Consider the following 23325-nt stretch of genomic DNA (forward strand, 5'->3'; position numbering starts at 1 on the left):
ATCAGTCGGATTGTGGCGGAATTTGGCGCTGCCCATAGGGCTAACGCGGCGTTGACATCGATTGAGCCCCCTCTTATCTGTCCATCGACTTGGCGTCCAGAACCGTTTTCCGGGCGCTTTTTGCGTTTGTCCGCATTCACGCGGATTTGATGGGCCCGCCAGGCGCCTGTCGCAAACGGCTAAATTGCTATCGAAAGGACCATTGGATGGTCAGTCTCGGCGGTCTCGCCCGTAAGGTTTTCGGTTCTTCCAACGACCGCCGTGTCAAGTCGACCCGGCCCAGGGTCGAAGCCATCAACGCCATGGAAAACGAGATGCGGGCGCTTTCCGACGCCGAGCTCTCGGGACGCACTGAAAAATTCCGCCAGGATCTCGCCAACGGCGCCGCGCTCGACGACCTGCTAGTTCCAGCCTTCGCCACGGTGCGCGAGGCGGCCCGCCGCGTGCTTGGCATGCGTCCCTTTGACGTACAATTGATCGGCGGCATGGTGCTTCACAATGGCGGCATCGCCGAGATGCGCACCGGCGAGGGCAAGACGCTGGTCGCCACTCTGCCGGTCTATCTCAATGCGCTTGCCGGCCAGGGCGTCCATGTCGTCACCGTCAACGACTATCTCGCCACCCGCGACGCCGAATGGATGGGCCGCGTCTATAAATTCCTCGGCCTGACCGTCGGCATCATCGTCCACGGCCTTTCCGACGACGAGCGCCGCGAGGCTTACGCCTCCGACGTCACCTATGCCACCAACAACGAGCTCGGCTTCGACTATCTGCGCGACAACATGAAATATGAGCGCTCGCAGATGGTGCAGCGCGGCCATGCCTACGCCATCGTCGACGAAGTCGATTCCATCCTGGTCGACGAGGCGCGCACGCCGCTGATCATTTCCGGTCCGCTCGAGGACCGCTCGGAAATGTACAACACCATCGACGCCTTCATGCTGAAGCTCGGCCCGGCCGACTACGAGGTCGACGAGAAGCAGAAGACGACGATCTTCACCGAGGACGGCACCGAGAAGCTGGAAAACATGCTGCGCGACGCCGGCCTGTTGAAAGGCGAGTCGCTCTACGACGTCGAGAACGTCGCCATCGTCCATCACGTCAACAACGCGCTGAAGGCGCATCTTCTGTTCCAGAAGGACCGCGACTACATCGTGCGCAACGGCGAGATCGTCATCATCGACGAGTTCACCGGCCGCATGATGCCGGGCCGCCGCTACTCCGAAGGCCTGCACCAGGCGCTCGAGGCCAAGGAGCATGTGCAGATCCAGCCGGAGAACCAGACGCTGGCCTCCGTCACCTTCCAGAACTATTTCCGCCTCTACAAGAAGCTTGCCGGCATGACCGGCACCGCGCTGACCGAGGCCGAGGAATTCGGCAACATCTACGGCCTCGAGGTCACCGAGATCCCGACCAACCTGCCGGTCATCCGCAAGGATGAGGACGACGAGGTCTACCGTACGGTCGAAGAGAAGTACAAGGCGATCGTCAAGGAAATCCGCGAGGCCAGCGCCAAAGGCCAGCCGACGCTGGTCGGCACCACCTCGATCGAGAAATCCGAGCAGCTGGCCGAACGCCTGCGCAAGGATGGCTTCAAGGACTTCGAAGTGCTGAACGCGCGTCACCACGAGCGCGAGGCGGCTATCGTCGCCCAGGCCGGCAAGCCCGGCGCCATCACCATCGCCACCAACATGGCCGGCCGCGGCACCGACATCAAGCTCGGCGGCAACGCCGAGATGCGCATCGCCGAAGAGCTTGGCGACATGCCGCCCGGACCCGAGCGCGAGGCTCGGGAAAAAGAGATTAACGACGACGTCGAGCGCCTGAAGGAAAAGGCGCTGGCCGCCGGCGGCCTCTATGTTCTGGCCACCGAACGCCACGAATCGCGCCGCATCGACAACCAGTTGCGCGGCCGCTCCGGCCGCCAGGGCGATCCCGGTCGGTCAAAATTCTTCCTGTCGCTGCAGGACGACCTGATGCGCATCTTCGGCTCCGAGCGCATGGATGGCATGCTGCAGAAGCTCGGCCTCAAGGAAGACGAGGCGATCATCCATCCCTGGATCAACAAGGCGCTGGAGAAGGCGCAAAAGAAGGTCGAGGCGCGCAACTTCGACATCCGCAAGAACCTGTTGAAATATGACGACGTCTCGAACGACCAGCGCAAGGTGGTGTTCGAGCAGCGTATCGAACTGATGGACGGCGAAGGCCTGTCGGAGACGATCGCCGAGATGCGCGAAGGCGTCATCGAGGAGATCGTCGCCAAGAACATCCCCGAAAACGCCTATGCCGAGCAGTGGAACGTCGCCGGCCTCAAGGAGGAAGCGGCGCAGTTTCTCAACCTCGACCTGCCGATCGAGGAATGGGTCAAGGAAGAGGGCATCGCCGAGGACGACATCCGCGAGCGCATCGCGGCCGCGGCCGACGCCGCCGCCAAGGAGCGCGCCGATCGCTTTGGCCCCGACGTGATGAACTATGTCGAACGTTCGGTGGTGCTGCAGACGCTCGACCATCTGTGGCGCGAGCACATCGTCAATCTCGACCACCTGCGTTCGGTCGTCGGCTTCCGCGGTTACGCCCAGCGCGACCCGCTGCAGGAATACAAGGGCGAGGCCTTCGAGCTGTTCCAGGGCATGCTCGGCAACCTGCGCCAGGCCGTCACCGCGCAGCTGATGCGCGTCGAGCTGGTGCGCCAGGCGGCGGATGCGCCGCCGCCCGAGGCCCCCGAGATGTTCGGCAGCCATATCGACGGCTCCACCGGCGAGGATGATTTCCAGGGCGGCGAGACCGCGCTTCTGATGCGTCAGGATACCAGCGCCGTCGTCGCGCCGGAAAACCGCGACCCGAAGAACCCCGCGAGCTGGGGCAAGGTCGGCCGCAACGAGCTCTGCCCCTGCGGCTCCGGCAAGAAGTACAAGCACTGCCACGGCACGTTCGCCTGAGCAGGTCTTCAGTCCCGGCTTTCGCCGGGACTTTTCAACGGATATGATCCCAGTCCCAGACAACTTTCGCAAGGGGCTGAACAGGTTCAAAGCCGTGCCCGGCGTGCCCGACTACTTCCAACTGCACGACCTTAACTTCAATTCATCCATAAAGCCTGCAGTCATGGCGTCGGATATCGACACGACGCGGCAAACAATTCTATCGAAGATCGCGTCCTACAACGTCGGAGGTTGGACCCCGAGCGACAACGCGGCTGCACAGATCGCATCCCATGTCTGCTTCTGCAGCGGAACGCCGGAGCGCAGGCGCTCCTCGCGGGACCGGGCTTCCGGCTCGCCAGGAACCAGGACCGGAGTACCGGGCGTGGTCGGTCGCGAGGCCTTCACATAGTTGGCGTAAGCGCGCGCTCTCTGCAGGAAATCCGGCTCTCCAAAGCGGGCCGGGTCAAGGTAGATCGACAGCATGCCGTTGCTTATGCGGCCGCGCTTGCCGCCAGGGATAGGACCGGACGTCGCGCCTCCAGCCAGGATGCCCGCCAGGATTTCGCACATGAAGGCAAGGCCGGAGCCCTTGTGCAGACCGAAAGCGACGAGAGCGCCCTCGCCATGCGCTAAGTCCCGAACGCCGCCCGGCACGATCGGTCCGTAAAGTGCTGACGGGTCCGAGGTGAACTTTCCGTCGAGCCCGACCAGTGCTCCCTCCGGCACTGGCTTGCCGCCGTTCGATGCGACCAGTACCTTGCCTTCGGCAACAAGCGACGTCGCGAAATCAAGCAGGAACATAGGTTCCTTGCCGTCCGACGGAACGCCTATGCAGATTGGATTCGTGGAAAACCGTCGATCGATCCCACCGAACGGCGCAACCAGCTCACCGCCGCCCACATTGACGAAATGCAACGAAACCAGACCGGCATCGGCGGCCCGTTCTGCCCAGTCGCCGATCCGGCCGAGATGGCTGGAGTTTCGCAGGCCGATCATCGAAACGCCCGCGGCCCTGGCTTTCTCCACGCCCGTGTCGACGGCCAACGGACCGATTGTCTGGCCGAAGCCCCAATTGCCGTCCACCGTGGCGAAGGAGGGACCCTCCGAGACCACCGTCAGCGTCTGCCCCGGTCGGACATAACCCTGCCGCAGCCAATAGAGATAACGCGGAGTGCGTATCACGCCGTGGCTGTCATGGCCCGCTAGATTGGCCGACAGAAGGTAGTGTCCGATCCGATCCGCTTCGTCCCGCGCGCAGCCGGCGGTCGCGAAAATAGTCGCGACGAACTCTTTCAGCCGCGCGGCAGGAATGACGTAAGTTGGCTGCTCCATCACCATTGGTTTGTGCGGTACAATCAAGTTTAGATCAATCCCGAATCGCGCGCGGCCGCCGTCGCCTCGCCGCGCGAGACGGCCTCCAGCTTGTCCAGCACCGCCGACACGTGATGATCGACCGTCTTTGGCGAGATGGTCAGATGCGCGGCGATCTTCTTGTTGGAAAAGCCGCGTTCGATCAGCTGCAGCACCTCCATCTGGCGCTGCGTGAGGCCGGCATGGTTGGCGCGCGTCGCCTGTCGCGGTCCTCTCGCGATGTGGCTGACGCCGCTTTCCCGCATAAGGCCGCGGACGTGCTGCGCGACCGCCCTCGCGCCAAGGTCCTCAAAAATGGCAAGCGCTTCGCGCTGCGCCGCTTCGTCGCCGCGCAGCAAGGCCATTGCCTGTTCGAAAGGCGCCCCCATTTCGGCCCATAGCGCTGCGGCGGCGCGCCAGTCGCCGGTCAGTTGAAGGCGGTGCGGCTCCGCCATGCCGTCCGTGTCGCCGGGTTCGGATCCGGGCGACAACAGCTCCCGCCAGGTGGCAAGTTCGCCGAACACGGCCGGCGTCGGCGCAAGGCTTTCGGCAACCGCGATCAGGCGCAAGGCTTCCTGCCTGTCGGCTTGTCCAAGCCAGGCCAACTCAGCCAGCACCTCGGCAAACGCCACCAGGCGCTGCAGCTCCATGCCCTTGTCCAGGAACCGCCTCATCTCTTCGACGATCGGCTCGGCCGACGGGTCGCCGCGGCGGATGCGCAGCCTCGCCAGAGCCACCAGCGACGGATAGCGCACCAGCGGCGTCGTTGCGTCGTCGTCGACAACCTCATGCGCCATTGTCGCGGCGTCGTCCCAAAAGCCGCGCCGAAGCAAAAGCTGCGCCTGCACACCGCGCATGTAATCGCGCCATGTCGCGAGATCGTTCTCGACGCAATAGCCAATGCCGCGATCCAGGAACGACGCCGCCTCCTTGAAGTTGAGGCTATTCATCTCGACGCAGGCGCAGTTCGTGAAGGCGCGCGCCGCATGCTCCTGGAAGTTGCCCGACAGTGCAATCCCAAGGCTGCGAGCGAGATCGCGCCGCCCTTTGGCAAAATCCAGCCATTGTCCGGCGGCGCCGACATTGTTCAGCGCATGACAGACAATGTCCGCCCGGTTGAGCCGCTCCGCCAGTTCGGCCGCCTTGCCGCCAAGCGAAAGCGTGTCCTCGAGCCGCTCGGCCAGCATCGCCAGTTGCGAGAGGTTCGAGTAGGCCATCGCCAGCTCGGCGCTGTCGGGCGCGGTCTCCAGAAGCTCCACGGCCTGCTCGCCGAAACGGTCCGCTGCCTCGCGATCGCCGAGCAGATAGGCAAAGCGCGACAGGCACCTGAGGCTGTCGCCTTCCTTGAGCCGATCGCCCAGCGCCTGGCGCAGCTGGCGCGCCCGGTCCTGCGCTTCCATCGCCGCGTCGATGCGGCCGATCAGGTGGCACTCGAAGGCATGGCCTTCATAAAGCTCCGCCCGCTTCTCGATCGGCAGAATATCCGCGTAGCGCAGGGCGACCTCGTAGTAACCCGCCGCATCGCGATGGGCGCCGACCCGGGAAGCCTCGCGCGCGGCGACCGGCGCCAGCTCGCGCACCACGTCCAGGCTTTGCGCCTCCACGGCATGATGCACCAGCCTTGCGGTGGCGACTTGCGGATTTTCCCGCAACGCTGCCAAGGCGCGCTCGTTGTACTCCCGTCTCTTGCTGGGCGTCAGCGCCATCTCGATCGCCGTGCGGGCGATCTCGTGGCGGAAGGCATAGCCGTCGCCGAAATCCTCGAGCAGGCCGTTGGCGACGCATTCGGCAAGCTGGCCGGCGGCGGCAATTCCGCAAAGGCCGCTGAGCGCCCAGGCGTCGGCGCGGCGCGGGAACACCGAGACCGCATCGAGCATCGAGCGGGCGCCGGAGGAGAGCTGCTCGGCGCGCGCGAGCACCGCGTCGCGCACGCTGACCGGCAGCAGGCCGTCTTTCTCGCCGGCCAGCAACTCCGTCACAAAGAAGGCATTGCCTGCCGTGGCGCGGTAGATGGCGCCGCCGTCGCGGCCGGCGGCCTCGGCGAGCGACAGGACGGCCGTCTCGCTGAGCAAAGGGACCTCGATACGATGGACGTTGCCGGCCGGGATTTCGCCGAGCGCCCGGCGCACCCGCATCTGCCCCTCGCTGCGGTCGGTGCGCGCCGTGATCAGAAGCAGGATGTGGGTGCTCGCGATACGCCGGCCCAGGAAGCGCACGAAATCGAGCGTCGCATCATCCGCCCAGTGCAGATCCTCGATGACCAGGACGCTTGGACCCTTCGTCTCGAAAACGTCGAGCGCGTCGGAAAAGAACGGCAGCCTTTGCCCCTGACGGGCATCGATCGCCTGCGGCAACTCCCATCCCGCCTCGCGCGCAAGATCGTAGAGCGCGCCGAGCGGGTCGGGAATCGAGAGGTCTTCGCAGGCACCGCGCAACAGCTTCACGCCTGCCGTTATCCGCTCCGTGAACGCCTCGACCAGCGTCGTCTTGCCGGCGCCGGCTTCGCCGGACAGCGCCACGACGCGGCCGTGGCCTCGCACGGTGCCGGCCAGCACGGCCTCCAGTTGGTTCAGTTGCGTCTGTCTTTCCAGAAGCATCGTCACTCTCGCGAATGGGATTGTTGGCGCGGCGGATGCCGCTGGATAGTCGGTACGAAGCTGTGGAAATGTGACCTTCCACACATTCCAGTGCCTGCTTCCACATAGAACGCTCCAAAGATAGGGAATCGTCCCGTCAAATATGGGGAAAGGTGCCGATGCGCGCCTTCCGCGAAGGTGATTTCTGCTGGGTCGCGCTTGAACCGAGCGCAACTCACCAACGAAAGGAACCCCTATCGTGCCTCGTTACCTGATTGAACGTACCTTTCCCGATGGGCTTCATGTGCCGATGAACGACGCCGGCGCGACCGCGATGGGCGGCGTCATCGCCCGCAACGCCGAGAAAGGCGTAACCTGGGTGCAATCCTTCGTCTCGCCGGACAAGTCGAAGAGCTTCTGCATCTATGACGCGCCCTCGCCGGAGGCGATCCGCAGCACCGCGCAGAAGAACGCGCTTCCCGTCGACAAGATCACGGAGGTGCGGGTCCTTGACCCCTACTTTTATCGCTGATCGGGCAGATGAACGACAAAACGATGAGACGATCGTCCTTGTCGATGGCGGACCTGTTGTCATGCCGGACAGCGAGGGAGTATCCGCCGCGGCGGATACTCTCGCACCGCGGCGCGGCTTCATGCGGCGGCTCGTGTCGGCACTGTTTTCGCCTGTGCGAAACAGGCGCCGCCGGCCTCTCCCGCAGGACCACCATTTGAGGCGCGACATCGGTCTCCGTGAGCGGGAATTGCCGCGCGAATACTGGGAATATTGGTGGCATCACTGATGTTCCACAGCGGCCCTGGCGGGACCTCGCGGTCTCGCCCTTCGAATGACACGCGCGCCAAGCGTCACAGGCCCGGCCTTGAAAAAGACCGGTCCTGCCCTTGCGCGCTCTTAACGGAATTGGAGAGAGAACAATGAGCATCCCCAGCCTGACCAGATATTTCATCGGCGCATCGGCCCTGGCCGTCATGGCGGCAAGCGCCGCCCACGCCGAGACAGTCAATCCGCTTGCCGAAAAGGTGCGCGCGACCAACAGCCGCTTCGAGAACGTCGCGGCAGCGACCGCAGAAGGCTATGCGCCGATCCCTTGCGCCAGCGGCATCACCGGCGGCGCCATGGGCATCCACTACGTCAATGCGACCTACCTCAAGGACGACGCCGTCGACGTCGCCAAGCCGGAGGCGGTCATGTACGAGCCGATGGCCGACGGCACGCTGAAGCTGGTCGCCGTCGAATATATCACTTCGAAGGGTCCGGCCTCGCTCGAAGGCCAGCTGTTCAACTTCAACAGCGCCCCCAACCGCTACGGCCTCGGCCCGTTCTACGAGCTGCATGTCTGGGCTTGGAAACAGAACCCCACCGGCGCCTTCGCCGACATGAACCCGAACGTGTCGTGCGATGCGATGAAGGGGATGTAAGCAGCGCCCTTGCCTTCTCCCCGTTTCACGGGGAGAAGGTAGCCCGAAGGGCCGGATGAGGGGCAGCGCCGGCGATTGCGATTGGCCGCGTTTCGCAGCTAGTGACCTGAAATTAGTGCCAAAACGGCAACAAGATACGAGACCGCAGTCATGGCGTAGGCAATCTGGAGAAAGGTCATTCCGTCACCCTTAATTCGAGAATGACCTCCCAGATATTCCCAAAAATCTTGTTCCGCCACGGGAAAATTCAGCGCGAATTCCCGTACGAGATGTCTACTTATTTGCTATCATGCCCGCGCAGCTTTTTAGCTTTCTACGGCTTGCGCACTTCGGCGCAAATTTCCAAAAGCCCGCGCTGCCCCTCATCCGCCTGCCGGCACCTTCTTCTCGTGAACGGGGAGAAGGAAGCTCCCCCACCCACCCTTTCTTAAGGTGTTTCGGATAGACCGGAACGCTGGAAAGAGGCGGAAAACGGAGAGTTCTGGGTGCGCTTTTCCGCGGCGACGACTGCCGGGCGGTTCCTGCCGCAGCGCTGGGCGCTGCGCATGCGTCCGTTGCTTGGCCGCATCGACGCCGTGCTGTTCACCGCCGACGAACGCGGCGAAGCCGGGCGCATGTCGCTGATCGCCTTTTCCATCCGTATCATCAGCGCCTTCATCGCCTTCGTCAGCCAGGTGCTGATGGCACGCTGGATGGGCTCGTTCGAATACGGCATCTCGGTGCTGGTCTGGGTGACGATGGTCATCGTCGGCAACCTCGCCTGCCTCGGCTTTCACACCTCGGTCATCCGTTTCATTCCCGAATATCGCGAGCGCGGCATGCTGGCCGAACTGCGCGGCATCGTGCTCGCCAGCCGCCTGTTCGTGCTCGTCGCCTCGACGCTGATCGCGGGCCTCGGCGCCCTTGGCGTGTGGCTCGCCTCGGACTGGATCGAGAACTACTACGTCATCCCCTTCATCCTCGGCGTCATCTGCCTGCCGATGATCGCGCTCGGCGATCTTCTTCAGGGGCTGGCGCGCGCCAATTCCTGGGCGCTGCTGGCGCTGTCTCCCACCTATCTGGTGCGGCCGGTGCTGATCCTGGCGTTCATGGCGCTGATGCTTGGCCTGCACTACGTGCCCGACGCCAAGACCGCGATCTTCGCCTCGATCGCCGCCACCTATGTCACGACACTCGGCCAGCTGATGGCCGTCACCTCGCGCATGGAGAAAAAGATACCGGCCGGGCCGATGGCGGTGCATTTCGGCCAGTGGATCCTCGTTTCGCTGCCGATCTTCCTGGTCGAGAGCTTCTTCTTCCTGCTCACCAATGCCGACGTGCTGATGGTCGGCGCCTATATGAACCCCAACGATGTCGCCGTCTATTTCGCCACGGTGAAGACGCTGGCGCTGGTGCATTTCGTCTATTTCGCGGTCAAGGCCGGCGTTGCCCAGCGCTACGCGCAGTTCACCCATGGCGAACCGGACAAGCTCGCCGCCTTCGCTCGCGAGACCGTGTCCTGGACCTTCTGGCCCTCGTTGCTGATGGCGCTCATGGTGCTGGCGCTGGGCGAGCCGATGCTGATGCTATTCGGTCCCGAATTCACCGCCGGCTACCCGCTGCTCTTCCTGCTTGTGCTGGGCGTCGTGGCGCGCGCCGCCGTCGGCCCCTGCGAAAGCCTGCTCACCATGAGCGGCAACCAGAACATCTGCGCCGCCGTCTATGCCATGACGCTTGCCCTGAACATCGGCCTCAACGTGCTGTTGATCCCGCTGTTCGGCCTCTGGGGCGCGGCAATCGCCACCAGTCTCGCCATGGTCTTCGAGGCCAGTGCGCTCTCCTTCACCGTCTGGCGCAAGCTCGGCATCGTGATGGCGATCTTCGTGCCCGCAAACAAGGAAGTCGCCTGATGGCCGCCGTCCCGTTGCTCGAGGAGACCAGCGGCGGCACCGCCGGCGCCATGGTCTCCAACCTTGCCGGCCTGGCGCGCGAGGTCGACCCCGCCCATATCGAGCTCTTCGCCAGCAACCGGCCGGAGCGCAAGCTCGCCATCTACCCGGCCTCGGCCGGCTTCGACCTTGTCGAGGAACTCGACTATCTCAGCGCCCGCACGATCGAGCCGAACGTCTTCTTCAACCCGCGCTTCCTGGCCCCGGCGATGCCCCGGCTGGAAGACCGCGAGGTGCGGCTTGCCGTCATCCGCGACGGCGACGAATACCGCAACCGGCTGCGGCTTCTGGTGCCATTCTCGGTCGAGCGGCCGGCGATCCCGCTCGGCGTCCCCGTGATGCGCACATGGTCGAGCCCGTTCGGCCCGCTCGGCACGCCGCTGGTCGACCGCGACGATCCGGTCGGCGTCATCGAGGATTTCTTCTCGATGCTGTCGCGGCCGCATCTCAAGCTGCCCAAGGTCTTCGTGCTGCCAGACATGAGGCTCGACGGCCCGGTGGCGAGCCTCATGACCTCCTTTGCCGACAGCCGCGGCCTGACCATGGTGACCACCGGCAAGGTCGAGCGGCCGGTGCTGGAAAGCGATGCCGACGGCGAGGATTACCTCAAGGCCTCGCTGCGCGCGCACCACTATCGCGAGTTCCGCCGCCTGAAGCGGCGTCTCGCCGACCTCGGCAAGCTCGAGCACATCGTGGCACGCGGGCAGGACGAGATACGCCATGCCATCGAGAGCTTCCTGACGCTTGAAGCGGCCGGCTGGAAAGGCCGCGAGCGCACCGCGATGGCGATCGACCGTTACCGCGCCGCCTTCGCCCGCGAAGCCGTGCATAGGCTGGCCGAGCAGGACATGTGCCGCATCCATCTGCTGACGCTCGACGGCCGCACCGTCGCCTGCCTGGTCGTCTTCGTCGAGGCCGGCGTCGCCTACACCTGGAAGACGGCCTATGACGAGGCGCTTTCCGCCTATTCGCCGGGCACGCTGCTGATGATCGAGGTGACCAAGCAGCATCTCGACGATCCCAACATCGTCATGACCGATTCCTGCGCGGTTCCGGACCACCCGGTGATGAGCCGGCTGTGGAGCGAGCGCAAGCCGATGGGCACGCTGGTGGTCGGGCTGACGCCGGATGCCGACCGGCTGGCACGTCAGGCGGCCTCGCAACTGCATCTCTACCGTGAGACCCGCAACATGGCGCGCATCCTGCGCAACCGCATGCGGAGCCTTTTGAAAAGGCGCTAGATCAACGGCGGGACACAAGCTATGGGTCCGCGCGGCGAACTCGGGCCGGCCTACACGAAACCATCCAGATGATCAGAAGTCGTTTGTGTCACACCAGTTTCCGTGCGGCCGTGCTGCTGACTGCGCTCATGCCTGCCCGGGCCTGGGCCGATACCTGCCCGGAGGATTGCTCCGATCCGCTGCCTCCCCCGGTCAGCATCTACAGCCAGACCGCGGCCGGCCATCTGAGCCCCGCTACGGCCGGCGCACTGCCGCGTGTCTATGTGCCGAACCGCTCCTCCAACAGCGTCTCGGTGATCGACACCGTCACCCTGAAGGAAGTCGGCCGGTTCCCGGTCGGCAGCAAGCCGCAGCACGTCGTGCCGTCCTGGGACCTCAAGACGCTTTGGGTCGCCAACAACGGCACCGGCAGGAACGGCAGCCTGACGCCGATCGACCCGATGACGGCCAAGCCCGGCCAGCAGATCCCGGTCGACGACCCCTATAATCTCTACTTCATGCCAGACGGCAGCGCGGCAATCGTCGTCGACGAGGCGATGAAGCGGCTCGATTTCCGCGACCCGCACACCATGGCGCTGAAATCGAGCCTGCCGACGCCGACCTGCCCCGGCATCAACCATGCCGATTTCTCGGTCGACAGCTCCTACGCGATCTTCACTTGCGAATATGGCGATGGCGGCCTGGCCAAGATCGATCTGAAGAACCAGAAGGTGCTCGGCCACCTCGACCTCTCCAAGATGGGCATGCCGCAGGACATCCGCCTCTCGCCCGACGGCAAGGTTTTCTACGTCGCCGACATGATGAATGATGGCGTGTTCCTGATCGACGGCGACAGTTTTCGCGAAATCGGCTTCATCCCCACCGGCATCGGCACGCATGGCTTCGTCGTCAGCCGCGACGGCAAGCGCCTTTATGTCTCGAACCGCGGCTCGCACAAGATGGAACAGGGCAAGGCCAACGGCCCGGGCAGCGTGACGGTGATCGACTTCGCCACCCGCGCCGTGGTCGCGCAATGGCCGATCCCGGGCGGCGGCAGCCCCGACATGGGCAATGTCAGCGCCGACGGCAAGCAATTATGGCTCTCCGGCCGCTTCGACAGCGACGTCTATATGATCGACACCACCAGCGGCGGCGTGACGAAAATACGCGTCGGCGTCGAGCCGCATGGGCTGACGGTGTGGCCACAGCCGGGGCGCTACTCGCAGGGACACACGGGGAATATGCGGTAGCAGCCAGCTCCAACACAGCAGTTCAGGCCGGGCTGCGCCGATGCCCGATCGGCATGAGATTGCTGGTGAGCCCGCCGGGCCGGACGAGCTCCTGCGGGATGCCTGGCCAGGAATGCCGCCGACATGGCGTCGAAATGGCGACTGTTTCGTCGAACCCATCGAGCTGACCAAGGCGGGCAATCCGACGATCCCAACTTCGTGATGTCCTTGTGTCTGCACAAATGGCACATCGTCACACAACTGAAATCCGGCGCGCCTAGCGGTTCCTCGCCGCATCGCCGGCACATCTCCCGCCACTTCCTACATCGAGGAAAGACCATGCTTTTTCGTGCCATTATCGCGCCACTGGGCATCTCACTGTCCATGGCATCATCCAGCTTCGCCGCCGACCTTGTCGAAGCACCCCCGCCGGCAGCACCGACCTGGACTCTGGGGATTGAGGGAAGTCCCGAGTTCTACGCCATCGACAATGGCAGCAACAAAGCGCGATCGCTCGCCGACACCTACTTCAAGTTCAGCGTCTCGCACAATTTCGCCGACAATTTCGTCGGCGGGATATTCATCCAGCCGACCTTCAAGACCGGTGGAAAGACACAATATTACGGCGAGGCGAGTCTCGGCTACAAGATCAAGCTGACGGACGCCTTCACCCTCACTCCCAGCGTTGCCCTCGGCTACACTTGGCATGACACCGGCATCGTCAAGGACGCCGACGCAAATGCGCAGATACCCTACTACGCCTTGTATCTCGCCGGAGATTGGAAACTGTCCAAGCAATGGACGTGGAATGTCTTTAACTTCCGCTACCGCAACGCCTTCAACACCACCTGGGAAACGCCGAAGCTGGCCACAGGCGTGACCTACAACATCGACTCTACCAATGCGGTCTATGCCAACCTCGGCTATTCGTGGAAAAAGGCCGATACGACGTCGGCACCTTACGACGATCTCGCCGGCGACAAGCTCAACATCGCGATCGGCTACAAGCACTCGCTCTGATCGCTAGAGCAATTCCAGGAAAAGTGTGTAGCGGTTTTTCGTCCGGAATTGCGTGAAAACAACAAAGGCGCAGGCTGGCCGTCGTCGGCCTGCGCCCCACGCCCGCAATGCAGCTCTTGCGGCTCTGAGGCCACCTCCAGAAAGTCCCAAGACCGCGATGCGCTCCTAATAGGCCGGAGACCCGGCAGGGGGAACGTGGCGCGTGCTGATAATCGGATTGGGCGCGCAAATCTTGCCAAAATATTCCGACCCCCATCAGCCTGTCATCCAACCGTCATGCTGCCCACCTACACATCCACAAATCCGGATGGATGGATGTATGGACAAGACTACTGCTCTGCTGGCGCTGGCCGCGCTTGGTCAGGACACAAGGTTAGAGACGTTCCGGCTGCTCGTGCAAGCGGGTGCCGAAGGCGTTCCAGCCGGCGAGATCGCATCGCAGCTTGGAACGGTGCAGAACACCATGTCTGCGCATCTGAAGGTCCTCGACCGCGCCGGGCTTGTTCGCGCCGAACGGGAGGGGCGGATCATCCGGTATGTCGTCGACATGAACGCCTTTCGCGATCTGCTGGCCTACCTGATGGAAGACTGCTGCAGGGGCGCCCCGGAGCTTTGCCGGCCGGTCATCCAGGCGGTGACCTGTAAGTGCTAACGATCTCAATGGAGGCTCGGCACCGTGTCAGCTGACCTGCCGCGACGGCTCGCTACCGAAGGACTTGGAACTGCGATGCTGGTCGCCACCGTGGTCGGTTCCGGGATCATGGCCGACCGGCTGACCCATGATGTGGCGCTCGCCTTGCTCTGCAACACCTTGCCGACCGGCGCGATACTGATCGTGTTGATCACCATCCTCGGCCCGATTTCCGGTGCGCATTTCAACCCAGCGGTCACGCTCGTGTTCAGCCTGAGGCACCAAATGGCCCGCGATGTGGCCCTGACCTACGTGGCAGCCCAGCTCGCGGGAGGCATACTCGGCACACTGACGGCTCATGCCATGTTTGACATGCCGCTCTTCAGTCTCTCGACCACGGTGCGCTCGGGGTCTGGTCTGTGGATCGCTGAGGCGGTTGCGACCTTCGGCCTCGTCTTCACCATCCTTGCCGGTCTCCGCTTTCGCTCTGATGCCATCCCGTGGCTGGTTGGCCTCTACATCGTGGCCGCCTACTGGTTCACTGCCTCGACATCGTTCGCAAACCCGGCCGTGGCCGTGGCCCGCGCCCTCTCCAATACCTTCGCGGGTATCCGGCCGCTCGATGTCCCGGCCTTCATCGCAGCGCAGCTTGCCGGGGCTCTGGTGGCAATGGCGCTCGCTGGCTGGCTGCTTGCGGAACCCCAGGCCATCACCAATGAGGAACCCGCCGAATGACCATCACGATCTATCACAATCCCCAGTGCGGCACCTCGCGAAACACGCTGGCCATGATCAGGCAGAGCGGCGAAGAGCCCGAGATCATCGAATACCTCAAGACGCCTCCCTCACGTGCAAAGCTGGTTGAGCTGATCGCAGCCATGGGGATCACTACCCGTGCGCTGCTTCGGGAGAAGGGAACGCCCTATGAGGAGCTTGGGCTCGCGGACCCGAAGTGGTCAGACGACGATCTGATCGACGCCATGCTTAACCATCCGATCCTGATCAACCGCCCAATCGTGGTGACCCCGCTGGGCGCGGTCCTTGCGCGACCCTCTGAGGCGGTCCTCCCGATTTTGCCCAATCCCGACATCGGCCCCTTCACCAAGGAAGACGGCGAGGTCGTTATCGACGCGACCGGTAAACGGGTCGTTTGATCATATTTCGATCTTTGTCGAAATAGGTATTGACCTGTGCTGGCGGCGGGTGCAGTGTTATTTCCATGAAACTCGAACAAGCAGCAAAACAGCTCGAAGCCATCGGCAACCCGACACGGCTCAAGCTCTATCGCACGCTGGTCAGAGCCGGCGAAGCAGGCCGGCCCGTGGGGTACTTGCAGGACAGCCTTGGCATCGCGGCCTCGACGCTGTCCCACCATCTGCATCGCCTCATTCTGACCGGCCTCGTGACGCAGGAGCGGCAGGCAACGACCCTGATCTGTCGGGCCAACTACCCTATCATGAGGGAGCTGATCGGCTTCTTGGCTGACGAGTGCTGCGCTGACGCCGCTTGCGGTGCCGTCGATGGCGAAGCAGCGGCATAGCGCATTATTTTTTTGTTTCGTATTTCGATGATCCCAGAAGGATGGAAACAATGCCGATGAATGACCATGACGATCTCCCTGTTGCCGTCATCGGAGCCGGCCCGGTCGGCTTGGCGGCTGCAGTTCAGCTTGTTCAGCGTGGGCTCCCCGTGAAGCTCTACGAGGCCGGCGCGGAAGTCGCCACCAATCTCCGCGACTGGGGTCATGTTCGGGTGTTCACGCCTTGGCGCTACTGTGTGGATCGGACGGCGGTAAGGCTTCTTGAGCGCAATGGCTGGACGATGCCCGATCCTGAGGCGTTCCCAACCGCTGACGAGCTGATTGCGCACTACCTTGAACCGCTCGCAAGGCTGCCTGAACTCTCAACGTCTATCGAAACCAACGCCAACGTGGTCGGCATCTCCCGCTGGGGTGCGGACAAGGTATTGAGCAAGGATCGACAGGCAAGGCCCTTCATGTTGGTCGTGAAGACCGCCGACGGGATCAGGCGCGACCGCGCGCGCGCCGTCGTTGATGCGTCCGGGACATGGCAGACGCCAAACCCGCTTGGGGGCGGTGGTATCACGGCGGAGGGTGAAGCGGAGTTCGCTGACAAGATCGCTTACGGCATCCCCGACATTCTCGGCCGCGACCGCAACCTCTATGCCGGTCGCACGACGCTGGTTGCTGGCTCCGGCCTTTCGGCCGCCAACGCTCTGCTGGAACTCGATAGACTGGCTGCTGACGAGCCGGGCACCGCTTCTCTCTGGGTGACACGCAGTACCGATCTTGTTCGCATCTACGGTGGTGGAGAGGCCGACCAGCTTCCCGCTCGTGGCGAGCTGGGTGCCGATGCTCGCGAGCTGGTGGAAAGTGGCGGCACAACGATGGTCACCGGCTTCGCAACGCTGGCCATCCGCGGCTCAAATGGCCGCCTGACCGTTGAAGGTCAAACGCGGGACGGCTTACAAGTGCTGGGGCCTGTTGACCGTATCATCGCCGCGACCGGCCAGCGGCCCGATCTCTCGCTCACGCGTGAACTTAGGCTGGACCTTGACCCGTGGCTTGAGAGCGTCAAGGCGCTGGGGCCTCTGATCGACCCCAACGAGCACTCCTGCGGCGACGTTCCCCCGCACGGCCATCGCGAACTGAGCCATCCCGAGCCCGACTTCTACACTGTCGGCGTCAAGAGCTACGGCCGCGCTCCGACCTTCTTGCTGCTGACCGGGTATGAACAGGTACGGTCGGTCGCGGCAGCCCTCGCTGGCGAGATGGCGGCTGCGGATGCCGTGCAACTGGTGCTACCCGAAACAGGCGTCTGCACCGTCCCTCCCTCAACCATACGCGCGACGGGTGGCGGGTGTTGTGGTGGCCCAGCTCCTTCCGAGGCTGACGCCTGTTGTGTCGCCGACGCTGAAGCGAAAGCCGCTGGCAAGAGCGGCTGCGGTTGCAACGCAGCGGCTTGAACGAAACAAACCGCGATGGAGCGCAGTCGGCGAACGATCATAACCGTCCTTGGACTGACCCAGATCATGGCTTGGGGGTCCACCTACTACTTGCCGGCGGTCATCGCACAGAAGGTAGCCGCCGACACTGGCTGGCCGCTGACTTGGGTCGTTGGCGGATTGTCGCTCGGCTTGCTCGTCGCCGGCTTGATCTCGCCTCATGTCGGCTCATCCATTGAACGGCACGGCGGCCGAAACGTGCTTGCGTTCAGCGCGTGCTCGATCGGCGTCGGCCAGATCGGGCTTGCGGCCGCCCCGAACCTCGTCGCCTATATCGCGGCATGGGTCGTTGTGGGACTTGGCATGGGGGCAGGCTTGTACGACGCCGCCTTCGGCACCCTCGGGCGGCTCTATGGGCACGGCGCGCGCTCCGCTATCACAACCCTCTCGTTGTTCGGCGGGTTCGCCAGCACCATCTGTTGGCCGATCTCGGCCTTCCTGATTGGCGAGACGGGCTGGCGCGGCACCTGCCTCGTCTATGCCGCAGTACAGTTGTTGTTCGCCCTCCCCCTCTATCTCGCAATGCTGCCGCGTGGGGTGCCTCCGCCGAGCGTCCCGGACCGGCCGGGAAAGACACAGACTGCGGTCCCTTCTGCGGCGACCTCGGTTCCGATCATGGTTCTCCTGGCTGCCACGCTGACGTTGGCGGCGGTCATTTCGTCGACGGTGTCAGTTCATCTGCTCACCATCTTGCAGGCCGGCGGCATGGCGCTCGCCGCCGCCGTTGGGCTCGGGGCACTCGTCGGCCCCGCTCAAGTGTCGGCGCGTGCTGTCGAGATGTTTATCGCCCGCTACCATCATCCCATCTGGACCAAGTTCGCGTCCGTGACATTCGTCGCCATCGGCATTGGTGCGCTCTGGGTCGGGGTTCCGGTTGTGGCTGTGGCGCTTGCCTTCTACGGGGCTGGTATCGGCCTCGAAACGATAGCGCGGGGCACGCTGCCGCTGGCTCTGTTTGGCCCTGCGGGATACGCGAGGCTCATGGGGCGTCTCGCTATGCCCAGCTTGATCGCTCAGGCAGCAGCGCCGTCCGTGGGAGCGTTGTTGTTGGAGCAAGTCGGCCCTCATGGCACCCTTGCAGCTCTCGCCGCTTTGGCGCTGCTGAACGTCGGGCTCGCCTGCAGCTTGGGCTGGCTGATCTTCCGTCGTCGAACACTGCAGGTTCAGATGCAGTAATGCATAGCGACCGGCTGTCACTCCAGGGTTGCTCTCGGCTACACTTGGCACGACACCGGCATCGTCAAGGACGCCGACGCGAACGACGATCTCGCCGGCGACAAGCTCAACATCGCGATCGGCTACAAGCACTCGCTCTGACCGCCAAGCGCAGGCTGGCCGTCGTCGGCCTGCGCCACAGTCGTCAAAACCCGAAAAGATTGCAGAAGGATGGCCTGCCAACTCGCAGAGCGAAGGATGGTGCCCCTAGCCGGGATCGAACCAGCACTCCTTGCGGAACTCGATTTTGAGTCGAGCGCGTCTACCAATTCCGCCATAGGGGCTCAGGCCGGGCGGCCTGGATGGGCGCGGACTATACGGTTGGACGGGCTTTCGTCAACTGGCCTGTTGCCGATTTACCAGTGGTAGCCGCGCCCGGACCGCGCCTTACGGTTCCGTAAGGGCGCCGCCATTGTGCGGCGCGTAAAATCTTTCTAGAGAAACGAAACTTATCGCGTCTGGCTGGAAACGCCGGCTGCGGCGCTTTGGGTCCTTGTTTCGTGCATGCCGGTGCCCGAAAACCACTCCTCCGTTCGGAACCAAATCAGGAGAGCCGATGCTTCGCGGACTTTACGACTGGACCCTGTCGCTGGCGGCGCGCAAATCCGCCGAATGGTGGCTGGCCTTCATCGCCTTCGTCGAAAGCTCCGTGTTCTTCATACCGGCCGACGTGCTGTTCCTGCCCATGGCGTTGGCGGCGCCCAAACGCGCCTATCGCTACGCGTTGACGGCTACTGTTGCGTCCGTGCTGGGCGGCATAGCCGGCTGGCTGATCGGCTACTATGCCTACGACACGATAGCACGCCCGATCCTGGAGCATTTCGGCGGCCTATCCACGTTCGAGAAATGGCAGTCGTCCGGCGCCGGGCTGATGCTGGTGCTGCTCGTCACATCCGGCGCGGCGCACCTGCCGCCGATCAAGGTGGTCACCATTCTGGCCGGGGCGCTTCACGTCAATCTTTTGGTCTTCATCGTCTCGGCGATCGTGGCGCGCGGCGCCCGTTTCCTGCTGCTTGCCTGGCTGCTGCGCCGCTATGGCGAAGAGATCAGGGAGTTCATCGAAAAGCGTTTGGGATTGATTGTCGGCGCCGGCGCCGCTGCCCTGATTTTGCTCTATATCCTCGTCAGATACGCCCACGGATAGCGACGCAACAACGGATCTCCATCGATGACAGCGACCATGATTGCCGACACCGGACGCCAGCGCACGCGCGCGGCGCTTTTTCTTGCCGTCGCCATGGCGGCGACCGTCGGCTCGGCGCTGGCCTTCCAATATATCGGCGGCTACATCCCCTGCCATCTCTGCCTCGAGCAGCGCACCCCCTACTATATCGGCGTGCCGCTGATGGTGCTGGCGGTGATCGCCTCGATGCTGCGCGCGCCGGCCTGGGTGACGCGCGGCCTGCTGGCGATCGGCGGCCTTTTGATGCTCTACGGCCTCTATCTCGGCGTCTACCATTCGGGCGTCGAATGGGCGTGGTGGCAAGGTCCGGCCGACTGCACCGCCGGCGCCGGCCCGGTCGACACCGGCGGCAAGGGCGTGCTCGACGCGCTCGACAAATTCGTCCCGCCCTCCTGCGACAAGGCGGCGCTGCGCATCCTCGGCCTGTCGCTCGCCGGCTGGAACGCCATCGCCAGCCTCATTCTCGCCGCCGTCGCCTTCCGCAGCGCGCTCGCGCGGGATTGAGCGAGATTGATTGGATTCAGCGGCGCAGGGTTCGAGCAAAAATTCGGCAGGCTGAGTCGAATGGCGCGGCTTTCGACGTCCGAGCCAGGTCGACCCCCACTCCGTCTCGGCTTCGCCGAGCCACCTCTCCCCCGATCGACGGGGTAGAGGAACGGCGCGAGCCTAGTAGCCAGCGCTCCTTCAAGCAGGCTCCCTTCCTCTCCCTCCGGAGGGGGGAGAGGTGGCGCTGCGAAGCAGCGACGGAGTGGGGGAAGCCCGTCCTTAAACGCGAAGCCATTGACAAGTAGGGATGACCGAGTTGGTCCGATATCAGGGTGTGTCTGATAATCACGGTCTGTCAGGTACGTGAGCACCGGAAGCGCAGAAAGCTGCGGCAGACGACCGGGCTCGCGGATTTCTGCCGAACTCTAAGGTTCGAGTTCGACATCCCAGTAGAGATAATCCATCCAGCTTTCATGCAGATGGTTGGGCGGGAACAGGCGGCCGTTGTTGTGCAGGTCGTGTACCGTCGGCTGATAGGGTTTTTGCAGCGGCCACATCTTGGCCTGGGCCGGCATCATGCCGCCTTTGCGAAGATTGCAAGGCGAGCAGGCGGCGACGACATTCTCCCAGGTCGTCGCCCCGCCGCGATGGCGCGGGATGACATGGTCGAACGTCAAATCCTCCGGCGTGCCGCAATATTGGCACTGGAAGCGGTCGCGCAGGAAGACGTTGAAGCGGGTGAAGGCCGGATGCCGCGACGGCTTCACATAGGCTTTCAGGCTCACCACGCTCGGCAGCTTCATGGAGAAGGTCGGCGAGGAGACGGCGTGCTCGTATTCGGCGACGATGTTGACCCGGTCGAGGAAGACGGCCTTGATGGCGTCCTGCCACGACCAGAGCGACAGGGGGTAATAGCTGAGCGGACGGTAGTCCGCATTCAGCACCAGCGCGGGAAGCCCATCCGGAGATACGGCAACCGTCACGTCCTCGCCTCCTTGCTTCTAGAACCGAACGGCGCGGATACTGTAAGCCCGACATGACAGGGATGTGAAGCGGATTGTCTCTCGCCGAAGCCGCCAAAAACGCATGATTTTCATGCTTTTTTGGCCATTTCGACAGGCGGCGCCGCATCCCTGCCCTTCAATTCCCGGTAATAGGCCCAAAAAAGCCGCGACGCGACACCCCGCCACGGGCTCCATGATTCGGCCAGCCGGATAAGCATTTTCTCCGGCGGACGCGGGTCGATGCCGAGCGCATGGCCAACCGCCGTCTGCAAAGCGACGTCGCGCGCGGGGAACACGTCGGGATGGCCGGCGGCAAACAGCAGGTAGCATTCGGCCGTCCATGGGCCGATGCCGGGCACGGCCGTCATCGCCGCGATCGCCTCGCCGGCGTCCAGCGTGCACAGGTGATCGAGATCGAGCCCGCCGGCCACGGCTTGCGCGACGGCGAGCAGCCCGCGCTGCTTCGGCCGCGACAGCCCGGCCTCGCGAAAAATCCCTTCACCGGCGGCAAGGATCCCCTGCGGCGTCAGCGGATCGACCAATTTCACCAGCCGCCCGAAGATGGCGTCGGCGCTCGCGCGGGAAACTTGCTGCGAAACGATGATTGAGGCGAGGCTTTCAAAGCCTGGCTCCGACAGCCGAAGCGGCACTTCGCCCGCTTTGCCGCGCACGGTCGCCAGCCGCGGATCGATCCGGCAGAGCGCGTCGAGCCCTGCCGCAATGTCTTCGAGCGAGGCGATGCGTTGCACGTTGCTTGTTCCCAGGGCGCCCGCGAAGTGGCAATGGAGAGCTAAATACCAATTGGCAAAAGCGCCTTTCAACCCGAATGCCGCCTGAAAGATGACGCTCCTGACATTCCGCTTCGCGCCGAGCCCCAATGGCGAACTGCATCTCGGCCACGCCTACTCGGCTCTGCTCAACCAGCGGATGGCGGCGCAAGCGGGCGGACGCCTGCTGCTGCGCATCGAGGATATCGACGTCGCCCGCTGCACGCCGCAATTCGAGGCCGGCATTTTCCGCGACCTCGAATGGCTGGGATTGAACTGGGAGCGGCCGGTGCGCCGCCAGTCCGAGCATTTCGCCGAATACCGGGCGGTGCTCGACCGGCTGATCGCCGAGGAACTCGTCTATCCCGCTTTCATGAGCCGCGGCGAGATCCGCGCCTTCATCGCCGAGACCGGCGGCCGCGACTGGCCGCGCGATCCCGACGGCGTGCCGCTCTACCCGCCGCTCGACAAGGCCTTGCCGGCCAGGGAGCGCAAGCGGCGGATTGGCGAGAACATGCCTTTTGCCTGGCGGCTCGACGTCGAAGCGGCGATGGCGTGCTTCGCTGCCGGCCTGTCATGGGCGGAGTTCACCGATGAGACGATGTCGGCGACGCGAACCGTCGCAGCACGACCACAGGATTGGGGCGACATCATCGTCGCCCGCCGCGACATCCCGACCAGCTACCATCTCGCCGTCGCCGTCGACGACGCGCTGCAGGATGTCAGCCACGTCGTGCGCGGCCAGGACCTCTATTCGGCGACCGGGGTGCAGCGCCTGCTGCAAGAACTGCTCGGCCTGCCTCAGCCACGCTATTTCCACCACCGCTTGATCCTTGGCCCGGACGGCCGCAAACTGTCCAAGAGCTTCAAGGACACCGGTCTTGCCGCGCTTCGAGACGCGGGCGTGCCGGTACGGGACGTCAGGCGTCTTCTCGAACTTGATTAAAGTCGCGCCATCCCAGCCTTGATCAGCGCCAGCACGCTGATGAAGACAAAGGCGCCGCCCAGCCCGCAGGCAACCGCCAGCTTGAGATCGCTCAGGCTGATGCCATGCTTGTTGGCGACCGCCACGGCGACGAAAAAGCCGAAGATGAACAGCAGCGTATTGCCGGTCGGGCCGAAACCGCTCTCCTTCATGATCGCGTCGAGCGCCGTGCCGAAGAAGAAGCCGAAGCCGGCGATGATCGCGAAGGCGAACAGAAGCCAGGTCGTGTCGAGATGCAAAAACATGCCTCACCATGGCGCGACCACGCGCCATGCCCCTCTTGGCACGGTTTGTTGAATTCGACTTAGCTTATGGATCAACCGTTTCGTTTTGCTTGCGGGATTGAACG

21 protein-coding genes and 1 tRNA gene are annotated in these 23325 nt (G+C 63.8%); 16 read left to right on the forward strand and 6 right to left on the reverse strand.

Going from position 1 to position 23325, the window contains the following annotated elements:
• Positions 1 to 206: 206 nt before the first annotated feature.
• Positions 207 to 2939 (forward strand): preprotein translocase subunit SecA, encoded by a 2733-nt coding sequence (gene secA, locus FJ417_RS14940; protein WP_140783979.1) that lies wholly within the window; start codon positions 207 to 209, stop codon positions 2937 to 2939.
• 216 nt (positions 2940 to 3155) lie between these two features.
• Here secA and FJ417_RS14945 read toward each other — a convergent pair whose 3' ends face one another.
• Positions 3156 to 4253 carry a malate/lactate/ureidoglycolate dehydrogenase gene (locus tag FJ417_RS14945; RefSeq protein WP_140783980.1) on the reverse strand — a complete coding sequence of 366 codons (1098 nt, stop codon included), beginning with the start codon at positions 4251 to 4253 and terminating at the stop codon, positions 3156 to 3158.
• Positions 4254 to 4282: 29 nt separating this feature from the next.
• Positions 4283 to 6868, reverse strand: a complete 2586-nt coding sequence (locus FJ417_RS14950) for an AAA family ATPase (protein WP_140783981.1) — start codon at positions 6866 to 6868, stop codon at positions 4283 to 4285.
• A 238-nt stretch (positions 6869 to 7106) separates the two neighbouring features.
• On the opposite strand from FJ417_RS14950, the gene FJ417_RS14955 reads away from it, so the two are divergent.
• From FJ417_RS14955 to FJ417_RS15010, 12 genes are all read left to right on the forward strand, one after another.
• Entirely contained in the window at positions 7107 to 7379 is a 273-nt protein-coding gene (locus FJ417_RS14955; RefSeq protein ID WP_140658868.1) for a DUF4242 domain-containing protein, read from the forward strand.
• A 401-nt stretch (positions 7380 to 7780) separates the two neighbouring features.
• A complete protein-coding gene (locus FJ417_RS14960; RefSeq protein WP_140783982.1) occupies positions 7781 to 8284 on the forward strand; it encodes a hypothetical protein in 504 nt (167 codons plus the stop codon).
• Positions 8285 to 8769: 485 nt separating this feature from the next.
• The gene (locus FJ417_RS14965) at positions 8770 to 10173 is read left to right on the forward strand and encodes a lipopolysaccharide biosynthesis protein (protein WP_140783983.1); all 1404 of its coding nucleotides are present in this window, start codon (positions 8770 to 8772) and stop codon (positions 10171 to 10173) included.
• A complete protein-coding gene (locus FJ417_RS14970) occupies positions 10173 to 11453 on the forward strand; it encodes a GNAT family N-acetyltransferase (RefSeq protein WP_140783984.1) in 1281 nt (426 codons plus the stop codon). Before FJ417_RS14965 ends, FJ417_RS14970 begins: the two co-directional genes overlap by 1 nt.
• A 68-nt stretch (positions 11454 to 11521) precedes the next feature.
• Positions 11522 to 12682 (forward strand): YncE family protein, encoded by a 1161-nt coding sequence (locus FJ417_RS14975; protein ID WP_140783985.1) that lies wholly within the window; start codon positions 11522 to 11524, stop codon positions 12680 to 12682.
• A gap of 123 nt (positions 12683 to 12805) precedes the next feature.
• Positions 12806 to 13681, forward strand: coding sequence for an autotransporter outer membrane beta-barrel domain-containing protein (locus FJ417_RS14980; protein ID WP_140783986.1), 876 nt, complete (start codon positions 12806 to 12808; stop codon positions 13679 to 13681).
• Positions 13682 to 14000: 319 nt separating this feature from the next.
• The gene (locus tag FJ417_RS14985; RefSeq protein ID WP_140645227.1) at positions 14001 to 14333 is read left to right on the forward strand and encodes a helix-turn-helix transcriptional regulator; all 333 of its coding nucleotides are present in this window, start codon (positions 14001 to 14003) and stop codon (positions 14331 to 14333) included.
• Between the two features lie 24 nt (positions 14334 to 14357).
• Positions 14358 to 15047 (forward strand): MIP/aquaporin family protein, encoded by a 690-nt coding sequence (locus tag FJ417_RS14990; protein ID WP_140783987.1) that lies wholly within the window; start codon positions 14358 to 14360, stop codon positions 15045 to 15047.
• Positions 15044 to 15466: an arsenate reductase (glutaredoxin) gene (arsC, locus tag FJ417_RS14995; protein ID WP_140783988.1), complete on the forward strand. Its 423-nt coding sequence runs from the start codon at positions 15044 to 15046 to the stop codon at positions 15464 to 15466. Before FJ417_RS14990 ends, arsC begins: the two co-directional genes overlap by 4 nt.
• Before the next feature lie 65 nt (positions 15467 to 15531).
• Positions 15532 to 15852, forward strand: a complete 321-nt coding sequence (locus FJ417_RS15000) for a metalloregulator ArsR/SmtB family transcription factor (RefSeq protein WP_140658860.1) — start codon at positions 15532 to 15534, stop codon at positions 15850 to 15852.
• A gap of 56 nt (positions 15853 to 15908) precedes the next feature.
• Entirely contained in the window at positions 15909 to 17297 is a 1389-nt protein-coding gene (locus FJ417_RS15005) for an NAD(P)-binding protein (RefSeq protein WP_140783989.1), read from the forward strand.
• Between the two features lie 15 nt (positions 17298 to 17312).
• Complete coding sequence (locus tag FJ417_RS15010) at positions 17313 to 18512, forward strand: MFS transporter (protein ID WP_140783990.1); 1200 nt, start codon at positions 17313 to 17315, stop codon at positions 18510 to 18512.
• Between the two features lie 238 nt (positions 18513 to 18750).
• On the opposite strand, the gene FJ417_RS15015 is transcribed toward FJ417_RS15010, so the two are convergent.
• A tRNA-Leu gene (locus tag FJ417_RS15015) sits at positions 18751 to 18835 on the reverse strand.
• A gap of 272 nt (positions 18836 to 19107) precedes the next feature.
• On the opposite strand from FJ417_RS15015, the gene FJ417_RS15020 reads away from it, so the two are divergent.
• Both FJ417_RS15020 and FJ417_RS15025 read left to right on the forward strand, forming a co-directional pair.
• Positions 19108 to 19695 (forward strand): YqaA family protein, encoded by a 588-nt coding sequence (locus tag FJ417_RS15020; protein ID WP_140658858.1) that lies wholly within the window; start codon positions 19108 to 19110, stop codon positions 19693 to 19695.
• A gap of 24 nt (positions 19696 to 19719) precedes the next feature.
• Positions 19720 to 20238, forward strand: a complete 519-nt coding sequence (locus tag FJ417_RS15025; RefSeq protein ID WP_140645221.1) for a disulfide bond formation protein B — start codon at positions 19720 to 19722, stop codon at positions 20236 to 20238.
• A gap of 407 nt (positions 20239 to 20645) precedes the next feature.
• Here FJ417_RS15025 and FJ417_RS15030 read toward each other — a convergent pair whose 3' ends face one another.
• Both FJ417_RS15030 and FJ417_RS15035 read right to left on the reverse strand, forming a co-directional pair.
• Positions 20646 to 21203 carry an HNH endonuclease gene (locus FJ417_RS15030; protein WP_027167440.1) on the reverse strand — a complete coding sequence of 186 codons (558 nt, stop codon included), beginning with the start codon at positions 21201 to 21203 and terminating at the stop codon, positions 20646 to 20648.
• A gap of 110 nt (positions 21204 to 21313) precedes the next feature.
• Positions 21314 to 21973 carry a DNA-3-methyladenine glycosylase gene (locus FJ417_RS15035; protein WP_140783991.1) on the reverse strand — a complete coding sequence of 220 codons (660 nt, stop codon included), beginning with the start codon at positions 21971 to 21973 and terminating at the stop codon, positions 21314 to 21316.
• A gap of 91 nt (positions 21974 to 22064) precedes the next feature.
• Between FJ417_RS15035 and gluQRS the strand changes: the two genes are divergently transcribed.
• On the forward strand, positions 22065 to 22937 hold the full coding sequence (gluQRS, locus tag FJ417_RS15040; RefSeq protein ID WP_140783992.1) for a tRNA glutamyl-Q(34) synthetase GluQRS: 873 nt from the start codon (positions 22065 to 22067) through the stop codon (positions 22935 to 22937).
• Here the strand turns inward: gluQRS and FJ417_RS15045 are convergent.
• Positions 22934 to 23221, reverse strand: coding sequence for a hypothetical protein (locus tag FJ417_RS15045; protein WP_140658855.1), 288 nt, complete (start codon positions 23219 to 23221; stop codon positions 22934 to 22936). The genes gluQRS and FJ417_RS15045 overlap by 4 nt on opposite strands.
• Between the last annotated feature and the right edge of the window lie 104 nt (positions 23222 to 23325).

Origin of the sequence: Mesorhizobium sp. B3-1-7 (assembly GCF_006439385.1) — a bacterium.
Taxonomy (GTDB): domain Bacteria; phylum Pseudomonadota; class Alphaproteobacteria; order Rhizobiales; family Rhizobiaceae; genus Mesorhizobium.

What these genes read in the sequence shown, in the direction of transcription:
- secA (WP_140783979.1), top strand. Translation starts at nt 207, where the DNA reads ATGGTCAGTCTCGGCGGTCTCGCCCGTAAGGTTTTCGGTTCTTCCAAC.
- FJ417_RS14945 (WP_140783980.1), bottom strand. Translation starts at nt 4,253, where the DNA reads ATGGAGCAGCCAACTTACGTCATTCCTGCCGCGCGGCTGAAAGAGTTC.
- FJ417_RS14950 (WP_140783981.1), bottom strand. Translation starts at nt 6,868, where the DNA reads ATGCTTCTGGAAAGACAGACGCAACTGAACCAACTGGAGGCCGTGCTG.
- FJ417_RS14960 (WP_140783982.1), top strand. Translation starts at nt 7,781, where the DNA reads ATGAGCATCCCCAGCCTGACCAGATATTTCATCGGCGCATCGGCCCTG.
- FJ417_RS14970 (WP_140783984.1), top strand. Translation starts at nt 10,173, where the DNA reads ATGGCCGCCGTCCCGTTGCTCGAGGAGACCAGCGGCGGCACCGCCGGC.
- FJ417_RS14975 (WP_140783985.1), top strand. Translation starts at nt 11,522, where the DNA reads ATGATCAGAAGTCGTTTGTGTCACACCAGTTTCCGTGCGGCCGTGCTG.
- FJ417_RS14980 (WP_140783986.1), top strand. Translation starts at nt 12,806, where the DNA reads ATGGCGTCGAAATGGCGACTGTTTCGTCGAACCCATCGAGCTGACCAA.
- FJ417_RS14985 (WP_140645227.1), top strand. Translation starts at nt 14,001, where the DNA reads ATGGACAAGACTACTGCTCTGCTGGCGCTGGCCGCGCTTGGTCAGGAC.
- arsC (WP_140783988.1), top strand. Translation starts at nt 15,044, where the DNA reads ATGACCATCACGATCTATCACAATCCCCAGTGCGGCACCTCGCGAAAC.
- FJ417_RS15000 (WP_140658860.1), top strand. Translation starts at nt 15,532, where the DNA reads ATGAAACTCGAACAAGCAGCAAAACAGCTCGAAGCCATCGGCAACCCG.
- FJ417_RS15005 (WP_140783989.1), top strand. Translation starts at nt 15,909, where the DNA reads ATGAATGACCATGACGATCTCCCTGTTGCCGTCATCGGAGCCGGCCCG.
- FJ417_RS15010 (WP_140783990.1), top strand. Translation starts at nt 17,313, where the DNA reads ATGGAGCGCAGTCGGCGAACGATCATAACCGTCCTTGGACTGACCCAG.
- FJ417_RS15020 (WP_140658858.1), top strand. Translation starts at nt 19,108, where the DNA reads ATGCTTCGCGGACTTTACGACTGGACCCTGTCGCTGGCGGCGCGCAAA.
- FJ417_RS15025 (WP_140645221.1), top strand. Translation starts at nt 19,720, where the DNA reads ATGACAGCGACCATGATTGCCGACACCGGACGCCAGCGCACGCGCGCG.
- gluQRS (WP_140783992.1), top strand. Translation starts at nt 22,065, where the DNA reads ATGACGCTCCTGACATTCCGCTTCGCGCCGAGCCCCAATGGCGAACTG.
- FJ417_RS15045 (WP_140658855.1), bottom strand. Translation starts at nt 23,221, where the DNA reads ATGTTTTTGCATCTCGACACGACCTGGCTTCTGTTCGCCTTCGCGATC.